Here is a 24,296-nt window from a genome sequence, read left to right on the forward strand (position 1 = left end):
TGAGAGTCCTGAAGGGACGTTGAAGACTACGACGTTGATAGGCCGGATGTGTAAGTGCAGCGATGCATTGAGCTAACCGGTACTAATGACCCGTGAGGCTTAACCTTACAACGCCAGAGGCGTTTTTGAGAGACGCAGTAGATTTTCAGCTTGATTCATCCGGATAAGATTTAGCGGAAACGAAAGATTTTGCGCAGGGGCAAGGCGCCGACCGAGACGATGTGAAGGAGCATACTGAAGTATGTGACTGAGCAGCGCGAGGGAGAGCAACGCAGCCACGGCGTAAAAGATTCGTTTCGTGCACCAAGATTTGCCTGGCGGCTTTAGCGCGGTGGTCCCACCTGACCCCATGCCGAACTCAGAAGTGAAACGCCGTAGCGCCGATGGTAGTGTGGGGTCTCCCCATGCGAGAGTAGGGAACTGCCAGGCATCAATTTAAGACTCATTCGTGAGTCGTGACCTTTCAAGTGACGCTGAAAGGGCGAAACACCCGAATTCAGAACGATTTTCTGATTTTGGTACAGTATCGGTGGAGCGGTAGTTCAGTTGGTTAGAATACCTGCCTGTCACGCAGGGGGTCGCGGGTTCGAGCCCCGTCCGTTCCGCCACCCTATTTAGGGGCGTAGTTCAATTGGTAGAGCACCGGTCTCCAAAACCGGGTGTTGGGGGTTCGAGTCCCTCCGCCCCTGCCAGAAAACAATCCTTTGCTTCGGCAAAGGATTTTTTTTGTCCAAAATTTGGCATTTACCTCATAAATTCGTCAGTGAAAAGGGTTTGAGTTTCACTGCGCGACACTCAAACCCCTCTCAATTTTCTGCTTTATTGCGTCAACACTGGAAATTTAAGCAGCTGACGAATATGTGCTTGTTGATCGCTATTCTGCAGCCACACCGCATAGAGTGGCCGAACGGCAACGGGTGTATCTGGAATAACCATCAAATCACTATAAATGCTGTGCCATGAATCCGGTAAAAATGCACAAGCACCGGTAGTGTGGAGTAATTCACGCGTCACATGCGCTGAAGTTGTGGTCAATACTGGCACGTCATCACTGGACAAATAACTTTCGTGTTGATGAAAATCCGCACCCCATTCCAGTTTAATGTAATCATATTTTTCACGCTTCTCGGTCTTACGTGCACGGAAGAGTGCGAGTGAAATATGACCAATCTGTTGGCTGGTTAATTCATCCATTTTTGGCGCTTCGGTGGTGATCAAAAGATCCAACTGACGCTCATGTAACTGCTTTACCAACAAATGCCGTTGTGCGATACGTGCTTCAAGATGAAGGCTTTCACGATTCTCATAAAGCGTTTTTAACCAAGGAGTTAGATACGCTTCCCACAACGATGCGCTCGCGCCTATCGATAGCTCATGATGCTGTTGTGTATGCGAAACTTCCTTTTTAGCCATCAGCCAGGTACTCATCAAACTCTCTGCATAGGGTAATAAACGCTCACCCGCAGAAGTCAGACGAATATTATTACGATGGCGAGTAAAAAGGTTAACGCCCAGCTGATTTTCCAGCTGGCGAATGCGAAAACTAACGGCAGATTGCGTGAGGTAAAGCGCTTCAGCAGCACGCCCGAAATGGCGTGTTCTGCTCACTTCGAGGAAAGTTTTCAGTAATTCCGTATCCACAGCATTCTCCCAAAATTTGTTTGTCGTACTGATTTAAATGTTTTGTTTTACACTCTGTCAAGCCTATCTAATACTCCGCGCCATAAATAGCACGGCCATAAGAGAGTCGGGAGCGTGTAAAATGGCGGATAGCTTCGCAACAACAAATCGTTTCTTTGATAACAAACATTACCCTCGTGGTTTTTCACGTCATGGTGACTTCACCATTAAAGAAGCTCAGCTTCTGGAACGCCACGGTTATGCCTTCAATGAACTGGACCTCGCCAAGCGTGAACCCACGACAGAAGAAGAGCGTTCGTTTTTAGAAGTATGTCGTGGTCTGCGTGAGCCGCAAACGGAAGCAGAGCGTGTCTGGTCGAAATACACCGCACGTATTAAGCGTCCTAAGCGTTTCCACACATTGTCTGGCGGTAAGCCGCAGATGGACACTGTGGAAGACTTTAGCGACAGCGATGATTAAAAATAGCGGGGCTTCTAAAGCCCCGTTTTTTATTCAAGATTTTTATGCAGATAGATTAGCAATCGGTCAATGCTGCGATACCCCACCGCCTCCTGCAAATGCTGTCGCGAAATCCTCTGTTCCTCCGCCAAATCGGCAATTGTCCTGGCCACTTTCAAGATACGTTGCCACGCGCGCACGGAAAGACCCAAAGAGTTCAATACCGCTTCCAGCCATACAGCATCCTCCTGCTTCAACTCACAGCACTGGGCGATCTCCAGATTGGATAAATGAGCGTTTACTTTGCCAGATCGCTGGATCTGTCGCTGACGCGCGGCAAGGACGCGCTTAAGTACGCTCTCGCTACTCTCACTGGCTTCCTGTTTATGGCTTAAGGTTCCACTGGGTAGCAGCGGGATTTCCAATGACAAATCAAAGCGATCAAGAAACGGGCCTGAGAGCCGGCTCAAATAGCGCAGCACCTGTTGCGGTGTGCATCGGTTGTGACTGCCTTGATAATGCCCCGTAGGGCTGGGGTTCATGGCGCCAATTAACTGAAAGCGGGCAGGATAAGTAACTTTGGCGCGTGTACGGGAAATCGCGATCTCTCCGGATTCAATGGGCTCACGTAATGCATCCAGTACTTTGCGGTCAAATTCCGGGAGTTCATCCAAAAACAAGACGCCATTATGCGCCAGCGAGATTTCACCAGGCCGCGGGAGTGCCCCACCTCCGACTAATGCATACAGCGACGCACTGTGATGAGGTGCTCTGAATGGCCTTCTGCGCCACTGATGATGGAGATTTCGGCTGCTGACCAGGCTATTAATCGCTGCGCACTCCAGCGCTTCCTGGTCGTCTAATGGAGGCATAATGCCAGGCAGGCGAGTCGCCAGCATGGTTTTGCCCGTGCCGGGCGGTCCGAGCAGTAACAGGTTATGTCCGCCAGCGGCGGTGATCTCCAGTGCACGTCTTCCTTGTTCCTGCCCAATAATCTCAGAGAGATCCTGCTTTTCCTGCTGCAGCGGCTCAGGTTGATAATGCGCAACGGTGAGAGGTGATTGGTTGTGGAGAAAGGCGCAAATCTCGAGCAAATGTTTACCGACAAGGGTCTCACCTTGTTGAATCAATCCGACATCCTGTTGATTCTCTTCAGCTAACACCATCTGCCTGCCGGCCTGCAAGGCAGCCATTGCTGCAGGAATAGAGGCCTGAACGCCACAGAGCGCGCCGTTAAGTGCTAGCTCCCCCAGGAACTCATAGTGCGCCAGTTTCGCGTCAGGAAGCTGCTCTGAGGCCGCGAGAATCGCAATGGCGATGGGAAGGTCGTAGCGCCCTCCCTCTTTAGGCAGGTCAGCAGGGGCCAAATTGATGGTTACGCGTTTCGCCGGGAAGGTAAACCCACTATTGATAATGGCACTGCGCACCCGTTCCCGGGCCTCCTTCACCGTGGTTTCAGGCAGGCCAACCAGCGTTAAAGCGGGCAAGCCCTTACTAATATGAACTTCTACTGTCACCAATGGCGCCTGCACACCGAGCGCCGCGCGTGTTAAAACCTTTGATAAAGACATAACGACTCCTTGTTGTCTTCATCATGCGGGGGGCAAATTCAAAATACGAATGCGATTAAAAAATATCTGTGCCTGATTCCAGCGAATCAGCGGTTTTTACAGGATGTTCACTGCAATTGAGGGCAATATCGCAAAATTAACAGGGCGATTACGCCGCGTACGTAATGAAAAATTTTCACAACTAAAAATAACCTTTAACTTACAACGCGATAACCCACGCCGATTGCTTGCGTCATAAAAAAACATTATGAAAATAATTGTCAATACGTGGATAACTATGGTAACTCTGTAGGTATTACTTCGAACAATCGAAAAAACAGACAACACATGAAAGCCCTTCTACAAGTGATTAGCCTAGTCGTGATTAGCGTGGTGGTGATTATTATCCCACCGTGCGGGGCATCGCTTGGAGAAAGAAAGGCTTAAAAATCAAGCCCGGAATTCCAAAAACCCCCGCACCGAAAGGTCCGGGGGTTTTTTTTCGACCTGGCTAAATATCAGCGAATCAGCGAGGAACAGATTATGAGCAGTAGCATAAAATTCTGTTGTTCCCCCAGGAATACAGGAGAATAACGATGACAGGTGCACAGTGGGTAGTTCAGGCTTTACGCGCGCAGAGTGTCGACACAGTGTTTGGCTATCCTGGCGGCGCAATCATGCCAGTGTACGATGCGCTCTACGATGGCGGCGTGGAACACCTACTGTGTCGTCATGAGCAAGGTGCAGTGATGGCGGCAATCGGTTATGCCCGTGCCACCGGTAAAACCGGCGTATGTATCGCCACTTCCGGTCCCGGCGCCACTAACCTGATCACCGGGTTAGCGGATGCATTTATGGATTCCATCCCGGTTGTCGCGATCACTGGTCAGGTTTCATCTGCCTTTATCGGTACTGACGCCTTCCAGGAAATCGACGTTCTCGGCCTGTCGTTAGCCTGCACTAAGCACAGCTTCCTGGTTGAATCCCTCGAAGATTTACCTTCCGTGATGGCCGAAGCGTTTGCCATCGCCCAGTCTGGTCGTCCCGGCCCGGTGCTGGTTGATATCCCGAAAGACATTCAAATTGCCAGTGCCGATTTAACGCCACATTTGTTGCCGGTTGAAGAAGCGATCAGCCACTCGCCGGAGCATATTGCGGAAGCCCGCGCATTGATGGCGCAGTCGCACAAGCCGATGCTGTATATCGGCGGCGGAGTTGGCATGGCGCAAGCGGTGCCTGCATTACGTGCCATGGCAGAAGAAACCGGTATTCCGATGGTTGCCACGCTGAAAGGTTTGGGCAGCGCCGATGCCAGCAGCGATGTCTACCTTGGCATGCTGGGTATGCACGGCACCAAAGCCGCCAACCTGGCCGTGCAATCCTGTGATTTACTGATTGCAGTGGGGGCGCGCTTTGACGACCGCGTCACCGGCAAATTAGACACCTTCGCCCCGCACGCGAACGTTATTCATATCGATATCGATCCGGCCGAGCTGAACAAACTGCGTCGAGCCCATGTTTCACTGCAGGGCGATCTCAATCAAGTGCTGCCCGCGTTGAGCATGCCCATGCAGATTGAGGGCTGGCGCACCGAAGTCAAAGCGATGAAAGCTGAGTTTGATTGGCGTTACGATCATCCAGGCGAGGCGATTTACGCGCCGCTGCTGCTGAAGCAGCTCTCCGACCGCAAAGCAGACAGCGCTGTGGTGACCACTGATGTAGGCCAGCACCAGATGTGGGCTGCACAGCACATGAGCTTCACTCAGCCAGAGAACTTCATCACCTCCAGCGGCTTGGGCACCATGGGCTTCGGTTTGCCGGCTGCCATCGGCGCGCAGGTTGCCCGCCCGCAAGACACCGTGATCTGCGTGTCAGGCGATGGTTCGATCATGATGAACATCCAGGAGCTGGGCACCATCAAACGCGGTAAGCTGCCGGTGAAAATCCTGCTGCTGGATAACCAACGTTTGGGCATGGTGCGCCAGTGGCAGCAGCTCTTCTTTGATGGTCGTTACAGCGAAACCATCCTCACCGATAACCCCGATTTCCTCACGCTGGCCAGCGCGTTTGATATCCCAGGCCAGCGTATTACCCGTAAAGATCAGGTCGACGCCGCGATAGATGCTCTGCTGAACAGTGAAGGTCCTTACTTCCTGCATGTTTCGATTGATGAGCATGAGAACGTCTGGCCATTGGTACCGCCGGGTGCCAGCAACGCAAACATGATGGAGAAAACCGCATGAACCAGCATCAATTGTCTATCGAAGCCCGCTTCCGCCCTGAAATATTGGAGCGCATTTTGCGTGTTGTCCGTCACCGTGGCTTCCAGGTGTGCGCGATGAACATGGCATCTGCGACCAACGCCGAGAACATTAACATTGAGATGACCGTTGCCAGCCAGCGCTCGGTCGATTTACTGTCTTCGCAGTTAAGCAAACTTTTGGATGTCGCCTGTGTCGAGATCCAGCAACAGACATCACAACAAATCCGCGCTTAGTCGCCAAAGGAAATAGCAATGAGTACGAAGAAAGCAGACTTTATTTGGTTCAACGGGGAGATGGTTAAGTGGGAAGACGCCAAGGTTAGCGTCATGTCCCACGCACTGCATTACGGTACTTCCGTTTTTGAAGGCGTACGTTGCTACGACTCACACAAAGGCCCAGTGGTGTTCCGTCACCGTGAACACATGCAGCGTCTGCACGACTCCGCCAAAATTTATCGTTTCCCAATCGCCGCCAGCGTTGATGAGTTGATGGATGCGTGCCGCGAAGTGATTCGCGTGAACAAACTGAAAAGCGCTTACATCCGTCCGCTGGCCTTCGTGGGCGATGTGGGTCTGGGTGTAAACCCGCCAGATGGCTACACCACCGACGTGATCATCGCTGCTTTCCCATGGGGTGCTTACCTGGGTGCTGAAGCACTGGAAAATGGTATCGATGCGATGGTGTCTTCATGGAACCGTGTCGCACCGAATACCCTGCCAACCGCCGCCAAAGCCGGTGGTAACTACCTTTCTTCTCTGCTGGTGGGTAGCGAAGCGCGCCGCCACGGTTATCAGGAAGGTATCGCTCTCGACACCAACGGCTATATTTCAGAAGGTGCTGGCGAAAACTTGTTCGAAGTGAAAGATGGCATTCTGTTCACGCCGCCATTCACTTCTTCAGCCCTGCCAGGCATCACCCGTGACGCCATCATTAAGCTGGCGATCGACCAAGGTATCGAAGTGCGTGAGCAAACCCTGTCGCGTGAATCCCTGTATCTGGCTGACGAAGTGTTCATGTCCGGTACGGCAGCAGAAATCACCCCGGTACGCAGCGTTGATGGTATCCAGGTGGGTGCAGGTAAACGTGGTCCAGTCACCACCAAAATTCAGAGCGCATTCTTCGGCCTGTTCACAGGTGAAACCGAAGACAAGTACGGCTGGTTGGATCAAGTTAATCCATAACAAGACAGTTACGCGGGTGCAGCTGCGCCCGCGTCATATTTCAGACTGGAGTAAATAGAGCATGCCTAAGTACCGTTCTGCCACTACCACCCACGGCCGTAATATGGCGGGTGCCCGCGCCCTGTGGCGCGCCACAGGGATGACCGATGATGATTTCGGCAAGCCGATTATCGCCGTAGTTAACTCATTCACCCAGTTCGTACCGGGCCACGTGCACCTGCGCGATATGGGCAAGCTGGTGGCTGAGCAAATCGAAGCTGTCGGTGGGGTTGCTAAAGAGTTCAACACCATCGCGGTGGATGACGGTATCGCCATGGGTCATGGCGGCATGCTGTATTCACTGCCTTCGCGCGAGCTGATCGCCGATTCCGTGGAGTACATGGTCAATGCGCACTGCGCCGATGCCATGGTGTGTATCTCCAACTGCGACAAAATCACCCCCGGCATGTTGATGGCAGCACTGCGCCTCAATATCCCGGTAATCTTTGTGTCCGGCGGCCCAATGGAAGCCGGTAAGACCAAGCTGTCCGACAAAATCATCAAGCTGGATCTGGTTGATGCAATGATTCAGGGTGCCAACCCGAATGTCAGCGATGAAGACAGCGATAAAATCGAACGTTCTGCCTGTCCGACCTGCGGTTCTTGCTCAGGGATGTTCACCGCCAACTCGATGAACTGTCTGGCCGAAGCGCTGGGTCTGGCACAGCCGGGCAACGGTTCACTGCTGGCGACTCACGCCGATCGTAAAGAGCTGTTCCTCAATGCCGGTAAGCGCATTGTTAGCCTGACCAAACGCTACTACGAGCAGGATGACGTCAACATGCTGCCGCGTAACATCGCGACCAAAGCGGCGTTCGAGAACGCGATGACGCTGGATATCGCCATGGGCGGTTCCACCAACACCGTTCTGCACTTGCTGGCAGCGGCGCAGGAAGGCGAGATCGAATTCAACATGTCGGATATCGATCGCCTGTCACGCAAAGTGCCACACCTGTGCAAAGTGGCACCGAGTACGCCGAAATATCATATGGAAGACGTGCACCGTGCAGGTGGTGTTATCGCGATTCTGGGCGAGCTGGATCGTGCCGGATTGATCGACACCTCCACCCGCAACGTTCTGCAGCAGACGATGCGTGAAACGCTGGATCAGTACGACATCATGCTGACCAAAGACGAAGCGGTGAAGAAGATGTTCCGCGCAGGCCCAGCCGGTATTCGTACCACTCAGGCATTCTCACAGGATTGCCGCTGGGACACGCTGGATGATGACCGTGTAGAGGGTTGTATCCGTACTCGTGAGCATGCTTTCTCGCAGGATGGTGGTCTGGCTGTACTGTACGGCAACATCTCTGAAGATGGCTGTATCGTGAAAACCGCCAGCGTGGACGCTGAGCTGCTGACCTTCAAAGGCCCCGCGAAAGTCTACGAAAGCCAGGATGATGCGGTTGCCGCGATCCTCGGTGGCAAAGTTGTTGCCGGCGATTGCGTGGTGATCCGCTACGAAGGCCCGAAAGGTGGTCCTGGCATGCAGGAAATGCTCTATCCGACCACTTATCTGAAATCGATGGGTCTGGGTAAAGCCTGCGCACTGATCACTGATGGTCGTTTCTCCGGTGGATCTTCCGGCCTCTCTGTCGGTCACATCTCGCCAGAAGCGGGCAGCGGCGGCACCATCGCGCTGATCCAGGATGGCGACATGATCGAACTGGATATCCCGAACCGTCGTATCCATCTGGATCTGCCAGACAACGAAATCCATGCTCGTCGTGAAAAAGAACAGGCGCGTGGCGAAGCGGCGTATACGCCACACAACCGCGAACGTGCCGTGTCCTTCGCGCTACGTGCTTATGCATCCCTCGCGACCAGCGCTGACAAAGGCGCGGTGCGCGATAAGTCCAAGCTGGGAGGCTAACAACTGATGGCTGAGTCTCAACCGCTACCCGCGTCGCCCAACGGCGCGGAGTATTTGCGCGCAGTGCTGCGTTCGCCTGTGTACGAAATTGCTCAGGTGACACCGCTGCAGAAAATGGAAAAAATTTCATCGCGTCTCGGCAACACCATTCTGGTGAAGCGTGAGGATCGCCAACCGGTGCACAGCTTCAAGCTGCGCGGGGCGTACGCGATGATTGCCGGGCTGACTGAAGAGCAAAAAGCACGCGGCGTGATTACGGCTTCGGCCGGTAACCACGCGCAGGGTGTGGCGCTTTCGGCCAGCACGCTTGGCATCAAATCACTGATTGTGATGCCGCTGGCCACGGCAGACATCAAGGTTGATGCAGTGCGCGCATTTGGCGGTGAGGTTTATCTGTTTGGTGCTAACTTCGACGAGGCGAAAGCCAAAGCGATTGAGCTGTCCGAGCAGCAGGGTTACACCTTTGTACACCCGTTTGACCATCCGGCAGTGATTGCCGGGCAGGGCACGCTGGCGATGGAACTGCTGCAGCAGGATGCGCATCTCGATCGCGTGTTTGTGCCGGTCGGTGGTGGCGGGCTGGCAGCGGGCGTGGCGGTGCTGATCAAACAGCTGATGCCGCAGATCAAAGTGATCGCGGTGGAGTCGGAAGATTCGGCCTGCCTGAAAGCGGCGCTGGATGCCGGTGAACCGGTGGACCTGGCGCGTGTTGGTTTGTTCGCTGAAGGTGTGGCGGTGAAGCGCATCGGCAGCGAAACCTTCCGTCTGTGCAAAGAGTACCTCGACGACATCATCACCGTGGATAGCGATGCCATCTGCGCGGCAGTGAAAGACCTGTTTGAAGATGTGCGTGCGGTGGCGGAGCCTTCTGGCGCGCTGGCGCTGGCAGGGATGAAGAAGTACATCCAGCAGCACGACATCAAAGGCGAGCGCCTCGCGCACGTCTTGTCGGGCGCCAACGTCAACTTCCACGGTCTGCGCTATGTATCAGAACGGTGTGAAATTGGTGAACAGCGCGAGGCGTTGCTGGCGGTAACGATTCCAGAACAGCAGGGCAGTTTCCTGCGTTTCTGTCAGACGCTGGGTGGTCGTTCCATCACTGAGTTCAACTATCGTTATGCGGATGCTGACAACGCCTGCATCTTTGTCGGCGTGCGCTTAACGCGTGGTCTGGAAGAGCGCAGTGAGATCATCAGCCAGCTCAGCGAAGGCGGCTATCAGGTGGTGGATCTGTCAGATGATGAGATGGCGAAACTGCACGTGCGCTACATGGTGGGCGGTCGACCATCGAAGCCGCTGCGCGAGCGTTTGTTCAGCTTTGAATTCCCGGAAGCACCGGGCGCGCTGCTGAAATTCCTGCAGACGCTGGGTGCGCACTGGAATATCTCGCTGTTCCACTATCGCAGCCACGGCACCGATTTTGGTCGCGTGCTGGCAGCCTTTGAAGCCAACGATCAAGAGCCGGATTTCGAAACCCATCTCACGGCGTTGGGCTACGAATGGCACGATGAAGCGAATAACCCGGCGTTCCGCTTCTTCCTCGCCGGGCAGTAATTACAGCAGGTTCCAGAAAGCACTGATAAGCGGCTCCCCGAGCCGCTTTTTTTGTACGCACACGCCGAGTTCCAGCGGCGCGACCGACTCGACATTCTCCAGTGTCAGCACGCGATTACGCACCGGCTCCGGGCTGTTCTCCAGTACCACATCAGGCAGCAGTGCAATGCCACATCCCAGCGCCACCATCGACACAATCGCCTCATGCCCGGAAACCGTAGCGTAAATCTGTGGATTGGGAATGCGATGGCGGCGGAACCACAAATCAATACCGCGTCGTGCAGGCCCTTGTTCCGGCACGATAAACGGAATCTGTGACCAGTCAGGATTGTCCTGCGTCGCCTGGCCTCGCACCGGGCAAGGCAGCGCCGGGGCGATCAGCACCAGCGGAATGATGCCTAATGGCGTAAAATCTATGCTGGCAGGCAGCGATTCAGGACGACCGGCAATCGCTAAATCCGCTTCACCCGACTGCACCATCTCAATCGCGTCGGCGGCGTCACCGGTGGTGAGTTTGATTTCCACCTGTGGATGCTCTGCACGGAAGCGATCGAGAATCGGTGGCAGATGGCTGTAAGCGGCGGTCACCGAGCAGAACAGACGCAGCTCGCCGCTCAGTGAAGGGCCGTTCAGATCCATCACGTGGCGCAACTGTTGATATTGCAACAAGGTTTGCTGAGCAAATTGCTTGAGGCGCTCGCCGGCTTCAGTGAGGGTCACGGTGCGGTTATCACGCAGGAACAGCGCGTGACCGACATCCTCTTCAAGACGCTGAATCTGGCGAGATAGCGTGGAAGGGCTGACGTGCATAGCACGCGCAGTGCGACCAAAGTGGCAGCTTTCGGCCAGATGAAGAAAGAGTTTCAGGTCTCGTAAATCCATGCGTATTTCACCTCAACGTGTTGTTGCAAATTCTGCAATGTAACCTTGCTAATATATCAATTTAAGCAATGGATTTCCTGTCATATGATGGGGTCATTCGCGGCACTGAACACGGTGTCGTTACCGAACAAAAGCAAACACAACATCTAACCGGAGTACCCATGTCTAACTACTTCAACACATTGAACTTGCGCAACCAGTTAGCGCAGCTGGGCAAATGTCGTTTCATGTCACGCGAAGAGTTCGCAGACGGCGCAAGCTTCCTGAAAGGTAAGAAAGTCGTTATCGTTGGCTGTGGCGCACAGGGTCTGAACCAGGGCCTGAACATGCGTGACTCCGGTCTGGATATTGCTTATGCACTGCGTGCTGAAGCGATTGCTGAGAAGCGTGCTTCTTTCCGTAAAGCGACCGATAACGGTTTCAAAGTGGGCACTTACGAAGAGCTGATCCCGCAGGCAGATTTGGTGGTTAACCTGACGCCAGACAAGCAGCACTCAGCGGTGGTTAAAGCGGTACAGCCTCTGATGAAAGATGGCGCGGCGCTGGGCTACTCGCACGGTTTCAACATCGTTGAATCTGGTGAAACCATCCGTAAAGACATCACCGTGGTGATGGTTGCGCCGAAGTGCCCAGGTACTGAAGTGCGTGAAGAGTACAAGCGTGGTTTCGGTGTGCCAACGCTGATCGCGGTTCACCCGGAAAACGATCCAAAAGGCGAAGGCCTGGCGATTGCCAAGGCATGGGCTGCTGCAACTGGCGGCGACCGTGCAGGCGTACTGGAATCTTCCTTCGTTGCCGAAGTGAAATCTGACCTGATGGGTGAGCAGACTATCCTGTGCGGTATGCTGCAGGCCGGTTCTCTGCTGTGCTTCGATAAGCTGGTGGCTGAAGGTCACGACGTGGCTTACACCGAAAAACTGATTCAGTTCGGCTGGGAAACCATCACCGAATCACTGAAGTTCGGCGGCATCACTCTGATGATGGATCGTCTGTCTAACCCGGCGAAAGTTCGTGCTTACGCGTTGTCTGAGCAGCTGAAAACCATCATGGCTCCGCTGTTCCAGAAGCACATGGATGACATCATCTCGGGTGAATTCTCTTCCGGTATGATGGCTGACTGGGCGAACGACGACAAAAACCTGCTGACCTGGCGTGAAGAGACCGGTGCTACCGCATTCGAAAACGCACCACAGTTCGACGGTAAAATCGAAGAGCAGGAATACTACGATAAAGGCGTTGTGATGGTTGCGATGGTGAAAGCGGGCGTTGAGCTGGCCTTTGAAACCATGATCGATGCAGGCATCATCGAAGAATCTGCTTATTACGAGTCTCTGCACGAGCTGCCGCTGATCGCGAACACCATCGCGCGTAAGCGTCTGTATGAAATGAACGTGGTAATCTCCGATACCGCAGAATACGGTAACTACCTGTTCTCCTTCGCGGCAGTTCCACTGCTGAAAGAGTTCATGACCACTCTGCAGCCGGGCGATCTGGGCAAAGCGATTGAAGGCACTCAGGTTGATAACGCGCAGCTGCGTGATGTTAACGAAGCCGTTCGTCAGCACCCAATCGAAGCCGTTGGCCGCAAACTGCGTGGCTACATGACCGATATGAAACGTATCGCGGTTGCTGGCTAAGCCACACGCAATACGGTTTTCAGCACAAGAAAAACCCCGGCTTGCCGGGGTTTTTTTATGCCTGAACAGATAGCTTCCCGCACTCAGTAACTAAAAAATGCGACTAAGACGCAATGCCATGGCGATAACGCAGCCCGGGCCCGCTTAGGATCTGGCGTTCTCGCGCCGCTAACGCGGTGCCCTCACGTCATTCGCCCGTATCTCAATTCTCACCCAATAAAAAACCCGGCCTGAGCCGGGTTCATCACATCAATCCGTCACCATCAAACTGCGTCGTACAGTGTCTGATCACGCGTCTCTTTACAGGCAATCAACGCAATCAGTGTCAGTACCGCCATTGAAGCCAGATAGAAACCGACCGCCTGCAAACCGTAATGAGCGTTCAACCAGGTCGCGATATACGGCGCAACAGACGCACCCAAAATCGACGACAGATTGTAAGAGAAGGATGCGCCGGTATAACGCACTTCGGTTGGGAACAGCTCTGGCAGCAGCGCGCCCATCGGACCAAACGTCAGGCCCATGATGCTCAGACCCAGCAACAGGAAGCCCATCACCAGAATCTGTGAGCCTGAACCCAGCAGCACCGGGAACATCAGCGCGAAAGCGATGATCATCAAGGTAATGGTGATCATGGTGCGACGACGGCCATAACGATCCGCCAACAGGCCCGCAATCGGCACCATCACACCAAAACCAATCACCGCCACCATCAGCATCCACAGGAAGCTGTTACGCGAATAACCCAGGCCCGCTGGCGCAGGTGCCGTGCCGTAGCTCATGGAGTACACGGTCATGATGTAGAACAGCGTGTAAGTGGCCAGCATGATGAAGGTGCCAAGAATAGTGGCGGTCATATGCTTGCTCAGCAGTGTGCCGATAGGCATTTTGACCTGCTTATTCTCTTTCTGCACTTTGGCAAATACCGGGCTCTCATGCAGCGAAACGCGCACATACAGGCCAATCAATACCAGTACTGCAGAAAGGATAAACGGCACGCGCCAGCCCCAGTTCATGAACTGCTCATCGGTCAGCAGCCAGGAGAGCAGCAGGAAGGTGCCGTTGGCGAAGAAGAAGCCAATCGGTGCGCCAAGCTGCGGGAATGAACCATAAAGCGCACGTTTTTTCGCTGGCGCATTTTCAGTGGCCAACAGAGCGGCACCGCCCCATTCGCCGCCCAAGCCGAGACCCTGACCAAAGCGCGCCAGCGCCAGCAGCAGCGGAGCAGCAACGCCAATGGTTTGATAGCTCGGCAGTAGGCCGATCAATACGGTGGAAACACCCATGGTCAGCAGTGAGGCCACCAGTGTGGCTTTACGGCCTACGCGGTCGCCAAAGTGACCGAACAGCGCAGAACCAATCGGGCGCGCAACGAAGGCGATAGCGAAGGTCGCGAGTGACTGTAGCGTGGCAACCGTCGGGTCACCTTGCGGAAAGAAGATATGCGGGAAGATGATCACGGCCGCAGTGGCATAAATATAGAAATCGAAGAATTCGATCGCGGTGCCGACAAGCGATGCCACGACCACTTTTCCGCGTGAATTTACGGGCGTGTCGTCGTGTTTTTTGTCGAGTGTTTCTGTGATGGAGGCTTGCATGACTGTTTCTTAATTGTAAATGTAGACAGAGAATCTTACGCACCTGTTTTGCGGCATTCAATGGCGAAAACCCGCGTCAGAACAGGCATTTTCGGTGAAAAAGTGGATAATCTCTGAGTTGCGGCAATCGGCGGGTGATGGGAACGGGAAGTGTCACTTTTTTGGCGGGAATCTCTGCAAAATGGCCAAATTAAAGTGACCCTTTAGCGTTTCCTGCTGGTTTTTGCTGAAATAGTAGCCAGCAGGAAACATTTTTAGCTGTTGCGGCAAATGTAACATTTTTGCGATGTTATTTGCCCTGGTGCGGCTGCGGCATCTCCACATCGTCTTTGTATTTTGCCGTTGCAATCCACGCGGCGCAGAACAGCGTCAGACGGGCAAAGAAGTAGAAGAATGCCATCAAACCCAGCACTGAACCAAAGGCTGCGCCTGACGGTGAGGTCGCCAGCTTCGGTAACGTCAATGTCATCACAAACTTAATTACTTCAAAGCCAATCGCCGCCAGCAGCGTACCGCGGAACAACGCCTTCTTACGCGGCTTGTGGCGCGGCAGAATCCAGAAGATCCACAGGAACAACAGATAGTTAGCAAAGATGGAGATCGACAGCGCAATGATGGTCATCGCCGGGCGCAGCCACTCGATATCTTCCAATCCTAACGCGTTGACGATGGCATTCTGGGCGGCACCGGCAATGGAGGTCAGCGACAGCGTAATCACCAGCGCCAGCATCAGGCCCAGCAGCGACAGCAAATCACGCGCGTATTTCTTCCACAACTTCTCCTGGTCGTCCGGTGTACGCTCCCACACATCGCGCGACTGGGCACGCACCGCCTCGCGCAGATTGCCCATCCAGTTGATCCCGGAGTAGAGCGCCAGCAGTAACCCGGTTAATCCGACCGTTGCACGCTGCTGAATTGCGGTGTTCACGGTGTTCTTCAGCGTGGTGGCCAGCGTCGGGTCACTGATACTGTTGACGATTTTGTTGATCAACTCGGTGAGTAAATCCTGATTCGACGCCAGCACAAAACCGACTGCCGCAAAGGAGACCATCAAAATCGGTATCAGAGAGAGGAAAGAGAAGTAAGTGATCGCCGCACCAAACTGGCTGCCGAGGCGATCGTTAAACCGATCCAGCGCGCGCATAAAATGCGCCACCGCCGGGATGGCCTGGAACCAGGCCGCAAAGCGCGACACGTTCTGGATCGAGCCATCCACGGTTTTATTGCCGGTCTTGATATCAATCAGCGGCTTCTGCCCAGCCGCGGGTTCTTTGTTAGGTTTGTCTGTCATAGACGATTAGCATCCTGTTCACTGCGAAATTAAAATTATAGCTCGTCAGGTGACATACTCCTGTAGTACCTGGCTTAACCACTCCATAAACACCCGCACACGGCGTGCCACGTTGCGGCGATGCGGATAAAGCAACGAAATCGGCATCGGCTTGGCCGGGAAATGATGCAGCACTTCCACTAACTGCCCCGATTCCAGTAATGGCTGCACGCCAATCGCCGGCACCTGGATAATGCCCAGCCCGGCAATGCAGGCGGCACGGTAGGTTTCAGTGCTGTTCACCGTCACCACGCCGCCGGTCTGGACGTAATGACACTGCTTACCATCAAAATATTCAAAACCCAAAGAGGGCTGCCCCAACTGCTGGGTGTAATGCACCATGGCGTGCTGTGCGAGGTCTTCCAGCCGCACCGGCATGCCGAAGCGGGAAAGGTAGTCGGGACTGGCGCAGTTAATCAAGGCATGTGATCCGATTTTTCGCGCAATCAGACCCGAATCTTTCAGCTCGCCGACGCGAATTACGCAGTCAAAGCCTTCACGAATCACATCCACCTGGCGATCGCTGCTGCTAAGCTCAATTTCGATGCCGGGATAGTGCTGCAGGAATTCCGGTAAACGCGGCAGGATAAATCCGGTGGCCATGGCGACCGACATATCGACACGCAGCTTGCCGCTTAGCGTGCCGGGATCGTGCTGGAACAGGCTGTCCATATCATCGAGCATCGACAACAAATCGAGACAGCGATCGTAATACACCAGCCCATCCTGGGTGAGATGCACACGTCGCGTGGTGCGATGCAGCAGACGTGTGCCCATTTGATTTTCCAGCGCCTGTAGCTGGCGCGATACGCTGCCTTTCGGTAGTCCAAGACTTTCAGCCGCACGGGTAAAACTGCCCATTTCTGCCACCCGCACAAAAACCTGCATTGCGTGAATTTTATCCATGTTGTTCACCGATTGTTGTTGTTAGTGAAACAGTGCTGCGTATTCCTCTGCGTTTATAGATCAATTTATAGCGAATATCCTTATCCCGTGTTCAATTTTCCATCTGGAGCAAAACATGAGTCATAAAATTGCATTGATTACCGGCGGTAACCGCGGTTTGGGCAAGAATGGTGCGCTGAAATTGGCGGCTAAAGGCGTGGATATCCTTTTTACCTATCGTGGTCATGTGGATGAAGCACAGGCTGTGGTAAAAGAGATTGAAGCCCTGGGCGCACGTGCGGTGGCGCTGCAGCTGGATGTGGGCGACAGCAGCACCTTCGACAGCTTCGTGGCGCAGGTGAAAGAGACACTGCAAAACACCTGGCAGCGCGACAACTTTGATTATTTAGTGAACAACGCCGGTCACGGTCACTACAAGCTGTTTGCAGAAACCACGGAAGAGGAATTTGATGCACTGATCAATGTGCACTTTAAAGGGCCTTACTTCCTGACGCAGAAGCTGCTGCCACTGATTATCGATGGTGGCCGCATTCTGAACGTCTCCAGCGGATTAACGCGCATGACGCTGCCGGGCTCTGGCACCTATGCTTCGGTGAAAGGGGCGATGGAAGTGCTGACGCGTTATCAGGCCAAAGAGCTGGGCGAGCGTCGTATTCGCGTCAATATTCTGGCACCGGGTGCGATCGAAACTGATTTTGGCGGTGGGCGTGTGCGCGACACCAAAGATCTCAACGATCACATTGCCTCGGTGACCTCCCTGGGTCGCGTTGGCCAGCCAGATGATATCGGTGACGCCATCAGCGCCATCCTGAGTGAAGAAACCGGCTGGATCACCGCGCAGCGTATTGAAGCTTCAGGTGGGCAGGCGCTGTAATTGATTTGATTTTTTTCAGGTGCGCATGAATGCGCACCCTACAAATGATGATGGGGCTCTGTGCGGATGACTGCATAGCGTGACAAACTTTGTAGGGTCAGCATTTATGCTGACCTGGTCCAGTACGCGCACAGGTTAGCTACAACTGGATCGTCCTATCAAGCACGCGCATAGATCAGCTACAACTGGATCGTCCCATCAATCACGGTCACCGTCTGGCCGCCAATCCAGATGGTCTCACCACTAAAACTCACCTGAATCCGTCCTTCGCGCTGAATGGCGCTGCCCTGACGTGCGCGATAATCCTCGGTTTTCCCCTGCGCCGCAAAGTAGCGGGCCAGACAGGCGTTGGCGCTGCCCGTCACCGGATCTTCGGTCAGGCTGCCGTTCTCAACCAGCAGCGCGCGCACTTCGTACTGTTCGCTGCAATCCTCGGGCAGTGGGCCAAAAATCGCGGTGCCATTCACATCGGCGTGCTTTTGCAAACGCAGCAAATCCGCTGCGCTGGCCTGCACATCCAGTACTGCCTGCGCGCTGCTCATCGGAATCAGCAGCCAGCGAATACCCATATCGACAATGGTCGGCGTCTGGCTGACGTCAAAGGCCTCGCTGTTCAGTGCGCTGCTCATCAACGCATCATCAAATGGCGTTAACGTCACGTTGGGTGCCGCAAAGGCCAGCGAGCCATCCTCGCTGATGCGCACATCCACCAGGCCAACGCCGCACTCCTGCACGATCTTGCCGGGCGTTTTTACGGTCCATCCCGCTTCCAGCAAGGCATGAGCCGTACCCAGTGTTGGATGACCGGCAAACGGCAGTTCCCCTTCGGTAGTGAAAATGCGCACGCGGTAATCGGCTGCGGCATCTTGTGGCGGCAGGACAAAGGTGGTTTCCGATAAATTGGTCCAACGGGCGATGGCGGCCAGCTGGGCGTCACTTAATCCCTGTGCATCCATGATCACTGCCAGCGGATTACCTTTAAACGCTGATGAGGTAAAAACATCCACCTGCTTAAACGCGACTTTCATTTTCACTCCTTGTTTGTTGAGGCACTATGAAATCCGGATTTACACCCTACTGATTGCTAATAGCAGCCAACAGGACTATGAATAGGTTAAGAATTCTGGAATCGGAGTCCGCTATGTTAAAAGTTCTTGGTCGTACTTCTTCAATCAACGTGCGCAAAGTTCTGTGGCTATGCTCAGAACTGGATATCGCTTATGAGCTCGAACCCTGGGGTGAGGATCCACAATCCCTGCACTCGGCGGAATTTATGGCGCTGAACCCCAATGCCATGGTGCCGGTGATCATCGAAGATGACTTCGTGATGTGGGAATCCAACGCGATTCTGCGCTACCTTGCCAACAGCAACGGCGGTGACTGGCTCTATCCCGAAAATCCACGTGCGCGCGCACCGGTGGATCAATGGATGGACTGGCAAGCCACCGAGCTCAACACCTCATGGCGCTATGCGTTTATGTCACTGGTGCGTAACTCGCCAGCTCATCAGGATCCGCGTTTACTGGCCGCCGCGGTTAAAGGCTGGACGCACACCATGAACATTCTCGACCAGCATCTGCAAAAAACCGGGCGCTATGTCGCAGGACGTAATTTCTCGCTGGCAGACATCCCGGTCGGTCTCGCCGTTAACCGCTGGTTTGAAACCCCACTTGAGCACCCTGAATTTCCGGCCGTGCAACTCTATTATGAACGCCTGACCGAGCGTGAGGGTTACACCACCTGGGGCCGCAACGGCAAACCCTGATCCTGTCCCGGCGCCAGCCCTGTGATTTCACAGGCCAGCGCGCCGGTGCGTTTTAATGCCCACGTGTAACGTTCATCAAACGGGTAACAGCAGGAGAGACGCAATGCGTGCTTGTAGCGATCGCTCAGCGTGTAGAGCGCGCCCGGTGTGACACAGATCTGCTCCTGCAATAACCGATGGAACATCTCTACAGTATCCACCTTGCCCGGTAGCTCTACCCAAAACACAAAGCCGCCTTTTGGAAGGGTCGCGCGTGTTCCCTGCGGAAAATGGCGTGCCATGATGCCGCGCGCCGCATCAAGATTGGCGGCATAGCGGCGGCGCAGCGAGCGCAGATGATGATCGTACCCACCGCTGGCAAGAAATTCGGCGAGCGTCTCACACAACAGCCGCGATTCAGACATAGAAGAGACAGCTTTCAGACGAGCGATGGTCTGATGGAAGCGACCGGCAGCGGTCCAGCCCACGCGGAAATCCGGCGCCACGGTTTTGGTAAAGCTGGTGCAGTAAATCACCCAGCCATCGCTATCAAAGGCCTTTACCGGCGGCGAGAGCGGCCAGTCGAACTGCAGCTCGTCATACAGCCCATCTTCCAGCATTGGAACGTGGTAAGTATTCACTAACTTTGCCAGCCGCTTCTTATTTTCCAGGGGCATCACATAGCCCAGCGGATTTTGCGCGCCGGGCATAGCGATCAGCGCCTGAATACGCTTCTCCTGCAACAACATCTCCAGCGCATCCAGCGACAGCCCTTGCTGTGGATCAGTGGGAATCTCCAGTGCTTTCAGGCCCAGTGACGCCAGCAGCGGAAACAGGAAGAAGTAAGTGGGGGATTCCAGCCCAATGCAGTCGCCAGGCTTCGTCACTGCCCGCAGCGCCAGTTGCAGCGCTTCCATACAGCCGTGGGTGAGGGTGATCTCTTGCGCGGTCAGATTGATGCCGGTGTGCAGACTGCGACGTGCAATCTCCTCCCGTAAGCGCTCACTACCCGGCGGAAGCGCATAGCGCCCAATGATATCGGGATTGTGCCGTAAAATGCCTGAGGTAATTCGGCCCAGGCGTGCTGCCGGATAAAAGGTGCCATCCTGCGGACAGGCCAAAGAGATATTGGTGTAATCGGCATTGTTCTGCGCTGCAAACACCTGCTCAATCAGTTCCAGTTTCTGCGTGCTCGGATCATTGATTTTCGCGGGCAGCGGTTTGACCGGACGCGTCACGGCGGGCATCACGCCGCGCACGTAATATCCCGATTGCGGACGCGCTTCGATTAAGCCGCGATCTTCGAGAATTTGCCAGGCATTAAGCACCGTATTGACGCTAACCTGATGCGATTGTGCCACGCGGCGGATGGCGGGAAGCCGCTTCCCCGGCTTCAGCGTGCCCTGATGAATTGACTCGGCAAAGCTATCTGCCAGCTGCTGATACAGCGTTTGACCGGATGAAAGTGGAAGGGACACAAAAGCCTCCGCGTGCGATGAGTACAATCTAAATTAATGGCAACTGTATCCATCACAATAGTCGTTTTGTGTCTCTGTTTCCATTGGCGTGTACGCATTAGCATGATGTTAACTTTGGACCATCAGGAAGCGCATCATGCTCGACCCTTCATTCTTCAGCTACGTCACGGTAATGTCGATTACCCCCGGCCCGAACAATCTGCTGCTTGCGACATCGGGCGTTAATTTTGGCTTTAAGCGCACGCTGCCAATGCTGTTTGGCATTCTGCTCGGCTGCGCGATACAGATGCTGCTGGCGAGTGTGGCCTTAGACATCTTGCTGCATTGGATGGGCGCCATTCGCCTGCCGCTCACGGTGGTGGGGTGCAGTTACTTGCTCTGGCTATCATGGAAAATCTTTCGTGCCGGTGCGCCAGAAGCGCGTGAACGTCCGCGGCCAATGACGCTGGTGGGCGGCATCTGCTTCCAGGCGGTCAACCCGAAAGCCTGGCTGATGGTCACCAACGTTGCCTTGATGTATGCCAACAGCAACGGAGTCATCACCGTGTTGCTGGGGTTTGCCGCGCTGAACTTGCCTTGCATCCTGATTTGGGCCGCCCTGGGCGATCGTCTGCGCAGTCACCTGCAGGTGGCGTGGAAACGTCAGGCGTTTAACAGCCTGATGGCGCTGTCGCTGGTGGCCACAACGGGATGGATGTTGTACGACGCGGTGCTGCTAAGCTGAATTGCAGTGCACCCATAAAAAAGGCCGCTTGCGCGGCCTCATCATTATTCACGGGCAATCAGGATTGCCTGGTTACTTCCCCACCACGTGCGCCGTCTCGCGGGCTTCGTCGTTCGCCGCGTCAGGCGTAACGATCGGTGCGTAGTCGAGCTGCAGTACGCGGCTGGTTTCCGCCAGAATCTTCTCGGTCAGCGCCACATCACCGTTCATTTTACGGCCCCAGGTCGGGATGACCGCGCGGATTTTGGTCTGCCATTCCGGTGAGCGCATCTGCTCTGGGAAGGCCTTCGCCATCAATTCCAGCATGATTGGCGCAGCCGTTGAGGCACCCGGTGAAGCGCCGAGCAATGCAGAAATCGTACCGTCTTCAGAGGTGACCACTTCAGTGCCCAAGCGCAGCACGCCGCCCTCTTTTTCATCGTTCTTGATGATCTGCACACGCTGGCCGGCAGTGACTAAACGCCAGTCTTCCTGCTTCGCCTGTGGCACATAGGCACGCAGCGCCTCCATGCGATCATCTTCACTCTGCAGCACCTGATCGACCAGGTATTTCACCAGATCAAAACTCTTCAGGCCAACCTGCATCATCGGCAACAGGTTACTGCTGTTCATCGCGCCGAACATATCCAGCAGCGAACCCTGTTTCAGGAATTTGGTCGAGAAGGTGGCAAACGGGCCAAATAGCAGCACCTGCTTGCCATCCAGCACGCGAGTATCGACGTGTGGTACCGACATCGGCGGCGCGCCAACGCTGGCTTTACCGTACACCTTCGCCATGTGCTGCTGCACCACTTCTGGATTCTCGGTCACGAGGAAGGAGCCTCCCACCGGGAAACCGGCGTAGCCTTTCACTTCCGGAATGCCGGATTTTTGCAGCAGTGGCAACGCCGCACCGCCCGCACCGATAAACAGCTGGCGCGTGGTCAGCAGGCGATTTTCACCGCTGGCCAGATTGTGCAGCGTCACCTGCCAGCGGCCATCGCTCAGGCGCTTGATATCACGTACTTCCTGACGCAGACGCAGGCGGAAATTGGTTTTCTTCTGTAAAGAAGCGATCAGCTGACGCGTCACTTCACCGAAGTTAACGTCGGTACCCATTTCGGTCCAGGTGGCGGCCACTTTCTGTTTGCTGTCACGGCCGTTCATCACCAGCGGAATCCACTGGGTAATCTGGTCGCGATCTTCGGAATAGTTCATGCCACGGAACAGGGTGCTTTTTTGCAGCGCCTGGAAACGTTTGCGCAGGAACTCAACGTTATCGTCGCCCCAGACGAAGCTCATGTGCGGCGTACTGTGGATAAAGCTTTTTGGATTGCGCAGGTTGCCTTTCTGAACGTGGTACGCCCAGAACTGACGAGAGATCTGGAACGATTCGTTGATCGCTACCGCTTTCGTAATGTCGATGCTGCCATCCGCCTTCTGCGGCGTATAGTTCAGCTCGGCCAACGCAGCGTGACCGGTCCCGGCATTATTCCAGCCATTGGAGGATTCCACCGCGACATCGTCGAGGCGTTCCACCATCTCAATAGACCAGTCCGGCTCCAGATCCTGCAGCCATGCACCTAAGGTGGCACTCATCACGCCTGCGCCGATCAGCAGTACGTCGACATCCTTTCGTTCCTGAAGGTTTGCGCTATCCATACCAGCGGCGGCGAGCGCCAGGTTTACCGCAGTAGTGCTCATGAGGCGACATCTCCTCTCTCTGTTGACCTGAAGTTCAACAGGTTCGCAGGCGAAACAGCCACGCTTCTTTCGAGCGCGTCGCGCTATTTCTCAAAGGTTAAGACTCAGGTTTAAGTCAGGGGACGATAACGATTAACTGCACGTTATGCATATGCATTTGAATATAACATTCTCGTATCGGAATTAAACGTTTGTTTATTTTTTAAAGGCCGAAATGATTCAGCATAAGAATTAATCAGTTCGACCCCGCTGTCATAAGGGATTTTTATCTCTTAATCAGAGAGTTATGGTAATGCAGTTGTTGCGATATTGTGAGAGGAATGAGCAGGGTAATGTTCAGAGAGTGAGCGGCGTCACATATTAACTGCATGATAATATTGAGTTTGTGATGAATTGATTATTTATGCGGTTTTTATGTTGCGTGATATTTCGCCAGATCGTGTAAAACTAATGTTACATTTTTGTGGGTGTTAATTTCTCCGCCGCGACAGACAGAGGTCAGAGGAAAAATGCATTACGCGGCGGTGGGGGATCACTTCTTAGCGAGCAGACGCCATGCAAAGCGGATGACAAAAAACTCAATCGCGCCCAGCAGCAGGAACCACAGGCAAAACACGATAGTGTAAAGCTGATTGAGGTCCTGCAAATGCAGCATCTCCTGAATCCGTCTGGACAGATCCAGGCCGAACTGCGGCGCAGGCAGCAATAGCGCGGAGAGAAAGCCCAGCAGCAGAATTCCGCCAGGGATGATCAGCGTTTCAAACGGGTTTTTCATCACAATATTCCTATCAATGAGCGCGGGCATTAGCGCACAAAACGGCGGCGTGGTGCAATCCCTGTGCCGGATAACCCTAAGAAAATTCTTCTATTCCATCCACTTAGCGTAATAAATAGCGTCA

General features: G+C 54.3%; 21 protein-coding genes, 2 tRNA genes and 2 rRNA genes. 15 read left to right on the forward strand and 10 right to left on the reverse strand.

What is annotated here, in order from left to right:
- The 4 genes from LBW88_RS22100 to LBW88_RS22115 form a co-directional block, all read left to right on the forward strand.
- Window positions 1–107 (forward strand): 23S ribosomal RNA (locus LBW88_RS22100); the annotation flags it as partial.
- Window positions 108–313: 206 nt separating this feature from the next.
- Window positions 314–429, forward strand: a 5S ribosomal RNA gene (gene rrf / locus LBW88_RS22105).
- Window positions 430–531: 102 nt separating this feature from the next.
- Window positions 532–608, forward strand: a tRNA-Asp gene (locus LBW88_RS22110).
- A gap of 8 nt (window positions 609–616) precedes the next feature.
- Window positions 617–692: transfer RNA gene (locus LBW88_RS22115), tRNA-Trp, on the forward strand.
- Between the two features lie 127 nt (window positions 693–819).
- Here the strand turns inward: LBW88_RS22115 and hdfR are convergent.
- On the reverse strand, window positions 820–1,641 hold the full coding sequence (gene hdfR, locus LBW88_RS22120) for an HTH-type transcriptional regulator HdfR (RefSeq protein ID WP_034820037.1): 822 nt from the start codon (window positions 1,639–1,641) through the stop codon (window positions 820–822).
- A gap of 121 nt (window positions 1,642–1,762) precedes the next feature.
- Here hdfR and LBW88_RS22125 point away from each other — a divergent pair, with 121 nt between their 5' ends.
- Window positions 1,763–2,101, forward strand: a complete 339-nt coding sequence (locus tag LBW88_RS22125; RefSeq protein ID WP_007888811.1) for a DUF413 domain-containing protein — start codon at window positions 1,763–1,765, stop codon at window positions 2,099–2,101.
- Window positions 2,102–2,130: 29 nt separating this feature from the next.
- On the opposite strand, the gene LBW88_RS22130 is transcribed toward LBW88_RS22125, so the two are convergent.
- Window positions 2,131–3,651, reverse strand: coding sequence for a YifB family Mg chelatase-like AAA ATPase (locus LBW88_RS22130; RefSeq protein WP_224934257.1), 1,521 nt, complete (start codon window positions 3,649–3,651; stop codon window positions 2,131–2,133).
- A gap of 327 nt (window positions 3,652–3,978) precedes the next feature.
- On the opposite strand from LBW88_RS22130, the gene ilvL reads away from it, so the two are divergent.
- The 6 genes from ilvL to ilvA all read left to right on the forward strand — a co-directional run bounded on the left by ilvL (window position 3,979) and on the right by ilvA (window position 10,541).
- Window positions 3,979–4,077: an ilv operon leader peptide gene (ilvL, locus tag LBW88_RS22135; protein ID WP_071531048.1), complete on the forward strand. Its 99-nt coding sequence runs from the start codon at window positions 3,979–3,981 to the stop codon at window positions 4,075–4,077.
- A gap of 149 nt (window positions 4,078–4,226) precedes the next feature.
- The gene (ilvG, locus tag LBW88_RS22140; RefSeq protein WP_224934258.1) at window positions 4,227–5,873 is read left to right on the forward strand and encodes an acetolactate synthase 2 catalytic subunit; all 1,647 of its coding nucleotides are present in this window, start codon (window positions 4,227–4,229) and stop codon (window positions 5,871–5,873) included.
- A complete protein-coding gene (gene ilvM, locus LBW88_RS22145) occupies window positions 5,870–6,127 on the forward strand; it encodes an acetolactate synthase 2 small subunit (RefSeq protein WP_224934259.1) in 258 nt (85 codons plus the stop codon). Before ilvG ends, ilvM begins: the two co-directional genes overlap by 4 nt.
- Before the next feature lie 18 nt (window positions 6,128–6,145).
- Window positions 6,146–7,075: a branched-chain amino acid transaminase gene (locus LBW88_RS22150; protein ID WP_224934260.1), complete on the forward strand. Its 930-nt coding sequence runs from the start codon at window positions 6,146–6,148 to the stop codon at window positions 7,073–7,075.
- Between the two features lie 61 nt (window positions 7,076–7,136).
- Entirely contained in the window at window positions 7,137–8,987 is a 1,851-nt protein-coding gene (ilvD, locus tag LBW88_RS22155; RefSeq protein WP_224934261.1) for a dihydroxy-acid dehydratase, read from the forward strand.
- 6 nt (window positions 8,988–8,993) lie between these two features.
- On the forward strand, window positions 8,994–10,541 hold the full coding sequence (gene ilvA / locus LBW88_RS22160) for a threonine ammonia-lyase, biosynthetic (protein ID WP_224934262.1): 1,548 nt from the start codon (window positions 8,994–8,996) through the stop codon (window positions 10,539–10,541).
- Here ilvA and ilvY read toward each other — a convergent pair whose 3' ends face one another.
- Window positions 10,542–11,423 carry an HTH-type transcriptional activator IlvY gene (ilvY, locus tag LBW88_RS22165; RefSeq protein WP_160869936.1) on the reverse strand — a complete coding sequence of 294 codons (882 nt, stop codon included), beginning with the start codon at window positions 11,421–11,423 and terminating at the stop codon, window positions 10,542–10,544.
- Window positions 11,424–11,584: 161 nt separating this feature from the next.
- Between ilvY and ilvC the strand changes: the two genes are divergently transcribed.
- Window positions 11,585–13,060 carry a ketol-acid reductoisomerase gene (ilvC, locus tag LBW88_RS22170; protein WP_100701946.1) on the forward strand — a complete coding sequence of 492 codons (1,476 nt, stop codon included), beginning with the start codon at window positions 11,585–11,587 and terminating at the stop codon, window positions 13,058–13,060.
- Window positions 13,061–13,323: 263 nt separating this feature from the next.
- Here ilvC and LBW88_RS22175 read toward each other — a convergent pair whose 3' ends face one another.
- From LBW88_RS22175 to LBW88_RS22185, 3 genes are all read right to left on the reverse strand, one after another.
- The gene (locus tag LBW88_RS22175; RefSeq protein ID WP_224934263.1) at window positions 13,324–14,658 is read right to left on the reverse strand and encodes an MFS transporter; all 1,335 of its coding nucleotides are present in this window, start codon (window positions 14,656–14,658) and stop codon (window positions 13,324–13,326) included.
- Between the two features lie 289 nt (window positions 14,659–14,947).
- Window positions 14,948–15,949: an inner membrane protein YhjD gene (gene yhjD / locus LBW88_RS22180; protein WP_224934264.1), complete on the reverse strand. Its 1,002-nt coding sequence runs from the start codon at window positions 15,947–15,949 to the stop codon at window positions 14,948–14,950.
- Window positions 15,950–15,994: 45 nt separating this feature from the next.
- Window positions 15,995–16,894 (reverse strand): LysR family transcriptional regulator, encoded by a 900-nt coding sequence (locus LBW88_RS22185; protein ID WP_034820092.1) that lies wholly within the window; start codon window positions 16,892–16,894, stop codon window positions 15,995–15,997.
- 115 nt (window positions 16,895–17,009) lie between these two features.
- On the opposite strand from LBW88_RS22185, the gene LBW88_RS22190 reads away from it, so the two are divergent.
- Window positions 17,010–17,768: an SDR family NAD(P)-dependent oxidoreductase gene (locus tag LBW88_RS22190; RefSeq protein ID WP_224934265.1), complete on the forward strand. Its 759-nt coding sequence runs from the start codon at window positions 17,010–17,012 to the stop codon at window positions 17,766–17,768.
- A gap of 179 nt (window positions 17,769–17,947) precedes the next feature.
- Here the strand turns inward: LBW88_RS22190 and LBW88_RS22195 are convergent, their stop codons facing one another.
- Window positions 17,948–18,796 (reverse strand): PhzF family phenazine biosynthesis protein, encoded by an 849-nt coding sequence (locus tag LBW88_RS22195; protein ID WP_224934266.1) that lies wholly within the window; start codon window positions 18,794–18,796, stop codon window positions 17,948–17,950.
- Between the two features lie 113 nt (window positions 18,797–18,909).
- On the opposite strand from LBW88_RS22195, the gene LBW88_RS22200 reads away from it, so the two are divergent.
- On the forward strand, window positions 18,910–19,533 hold the full coding sequence (locus LBW88_RS22200) for a glutathione S-transferase family protein (protein ID WP_224934267.1): 624 nt from the start codon (window positions 18,910–18,912) through the stop codon (window positions 19,531–19,533).
- Here LBW88_RS22200 and LBW88_RS22205 read toward each other — a convergent pair.
- Window positions 19,500–20,990 carry a PLP-dependent aminotransferase family protein gene (locus LBW88_RS22205; RefSeq protein WP_034819992.1) on the reverse strand — a complete coding sequence of 497 codons (1,491 nt, stop codon included), beginning with the start codon at window positions 20,988–20,990 and terminating at the stop codon, window positions 19,500–19,502. The two genes, LBW88_RS22200 and LBW88_RS22205, sit on opposite strands and share 34 nt — an antisense overlap.
- Before the next feature lie 136 nt (window positions 20,991–21,126).
- Here LBW88_RS22205 and LBW88_RS22210 point away from each other — a divergent pair, with 136 nt between their 5' ends.
- Window positions 21,127–21,714: a LysE family translocator gene (locus LBW88_RS22210; RefSeq protein ID WP_224934268.1), complete on the forward strand. Its 588-nt coding sequence runs from the start codon at window positions 21,127–21,129 to the stop codon at window positions 21,712–21,714.
- A gap of 72 nt (window positions 21,715–21,786) precedes the next feature.
- Here LBW88_RS22210 and mqo read toward each other — a convergent pair whose 3' ends face one another.
- Both mqo and LBW88_RS22220 read right to left on the reverse strand, forming a co-directional pair.
- Window positions 21,787–23,397 carry a malate dehydrogenase (quinone) gene (gene mqo, locus LBW88_RS22215; protein ID WP_224934269.1) on the reverse strand — a complete coding sequence of 537 codons (1,611 nt, stop codon included), beginning with the start codon at window positions 23,395–23,397 and terminating at the stop codon, window positions 21,787–21,789.
- 532 nt (window positions 23,398–23,929) lie between these two features.
- Complete coding sequence (locus tag LBW88_RS22220; protein WP_200576115.1) at window positions 23,930–24,172, reverse strand: DUF1158 family protein; 243 nt, start codon at window positions 24,170–24,172, stop codon at window positions 23,930–23,932.
- Between the last annotated feature and the right edge of the window lie 124 nt (window positions 24,173–24,296).

Origin of the sequence: Pantoea sp. alder81 (assembly GCF_020179835.1) — a bacterium.
Classification (GTDB): Bacteria; Pseudomonadota; Gammaproteobacteria; order Enterobacterales; family Enterobacteriaceae; genus Pantoea.

Coding starts and splice junctions, on each gene's coding strand:
- LBW88_RS22210 (WP_224934268.1), top strand. CDS start 21,127: ATGCTCGACCCTTCATTCTTCAGCTACGTCACGGTAATGTCGATTACC.
- ilvG (WP_224934258.1), top strand. CDS start 4,227: ATGACAGGTGCACAGTGGGTAGTTCAGGCTTTACGCGCGCAGAGTGTC.
- LBW88_RS22150 (WP_224934260.1), top strand. CDS start 6,146: ATGAGTACGAAGAAAGCAGACTTTATTTGGTTCAACGGGGAGATGGTT.
- LBW88_RS22220 (WP_200576115.1), bottom strand. CDS start 24,172: ATGAAAAACCCGTTTGAAACGCTGATCATCCCTGGCGGAATTCTGCTG.
- LBW88_RS22125 (WP_007888811.1), top strand. CDS start 1,763: ATGGCGGATAGCTTCGCAACAACAAATCGTTTCTTTGATAACAAACAT.
- LBW88_RS22195 (WP_224934266.1), bottom strand. CDS start 18,796: ATGAAAGTCGCGTTTAAGCAGGTGGATGTTTTTACCTCATCAGCGTTT.
- mqo (WP_224934269.1), bottom strand. CDS start 23,397: ATGAGCACTACTGCGGTAAACCTGGCGCTCGCCGCCGCTGGTATGGAT.
- yhjD (WP_224934264.1), bottom strand. CDS start 15,949: ATGACAGACAAACCTAACAAAGAACCCGCGGCTGGGCAGAAGCCGCTG.
- LBW88_RS22175 (WP_224934263.1), bottom strand. CDS start 14,658: ATGCAAGCCTCCATCACAGAAACACTCGACAAAAAACACGACGACACG.
- ilvY (WP_160869936.1), bottom strand. CDS start 11,423: ATGGATTTACGAGACCTGAAACTCTTTCTTCATCTGGCCGAAAGCTGC.
- ilvL (WP_071531048.1), top strand. CDS start 3,979: ATGAAAGCCCTTCTACAAGTGATTAGCCTAGTCGTGATTAGCGTGGTG.
- ilvM (WP_224934259.1), top strand. CDS start 5,870: ATGAACCAGCATCAATTGTCTATCGAAGCCCGCTTCCGCCCTGAAATA.
- LBW88_RS22200 (WP_224934267.1), top strand. CDS start 18,910: ATGTTAAAAGTTCTTGGTCGTACTTCTTCAATCAACGTGCGCAAAGTT.
- LBW88_RS22190 (WP_224934265.1), top strand. CDS start 17,010: ATGAGTCATAAAATTGCATTGATTACCGGCGGTAACCGCGGTTTGGGC.
- LBW88_RS22185 (WP_034820092.1), bottom strand. CDS start 16,894: ATGGATAAAATTCACGCAATGCAGGTTTTTGTGCGGGTGGCAGAAATG.
- LBW88_RS22130 (WP_224934257.1), bottom strand. CDS start 3,651: ATGTCTTTATCAAAGGTTTTAACACGCGCGGCGCTCGGTGTGCAGGCG.
- ilvC (WP_100701946.1), top strand. CDS start 11,585: ATGTCTAACTACTTCAACACATTGAACTTGCGCAACCAGTTAGCGCAG.
- ilvA (WP_224934262.1), top strand. CDS start 8,994: ATGGCTGAGTCTCAACCGCTACCCGCGTCGCCCAACGGCGCGGAGTAT.
- ilvD (WP_224934261.1), top strand. CDS start 7,137: ATGCCTAAGTACCGTTCTGCCACTACCACCCACGGCCGTAATATGGCG.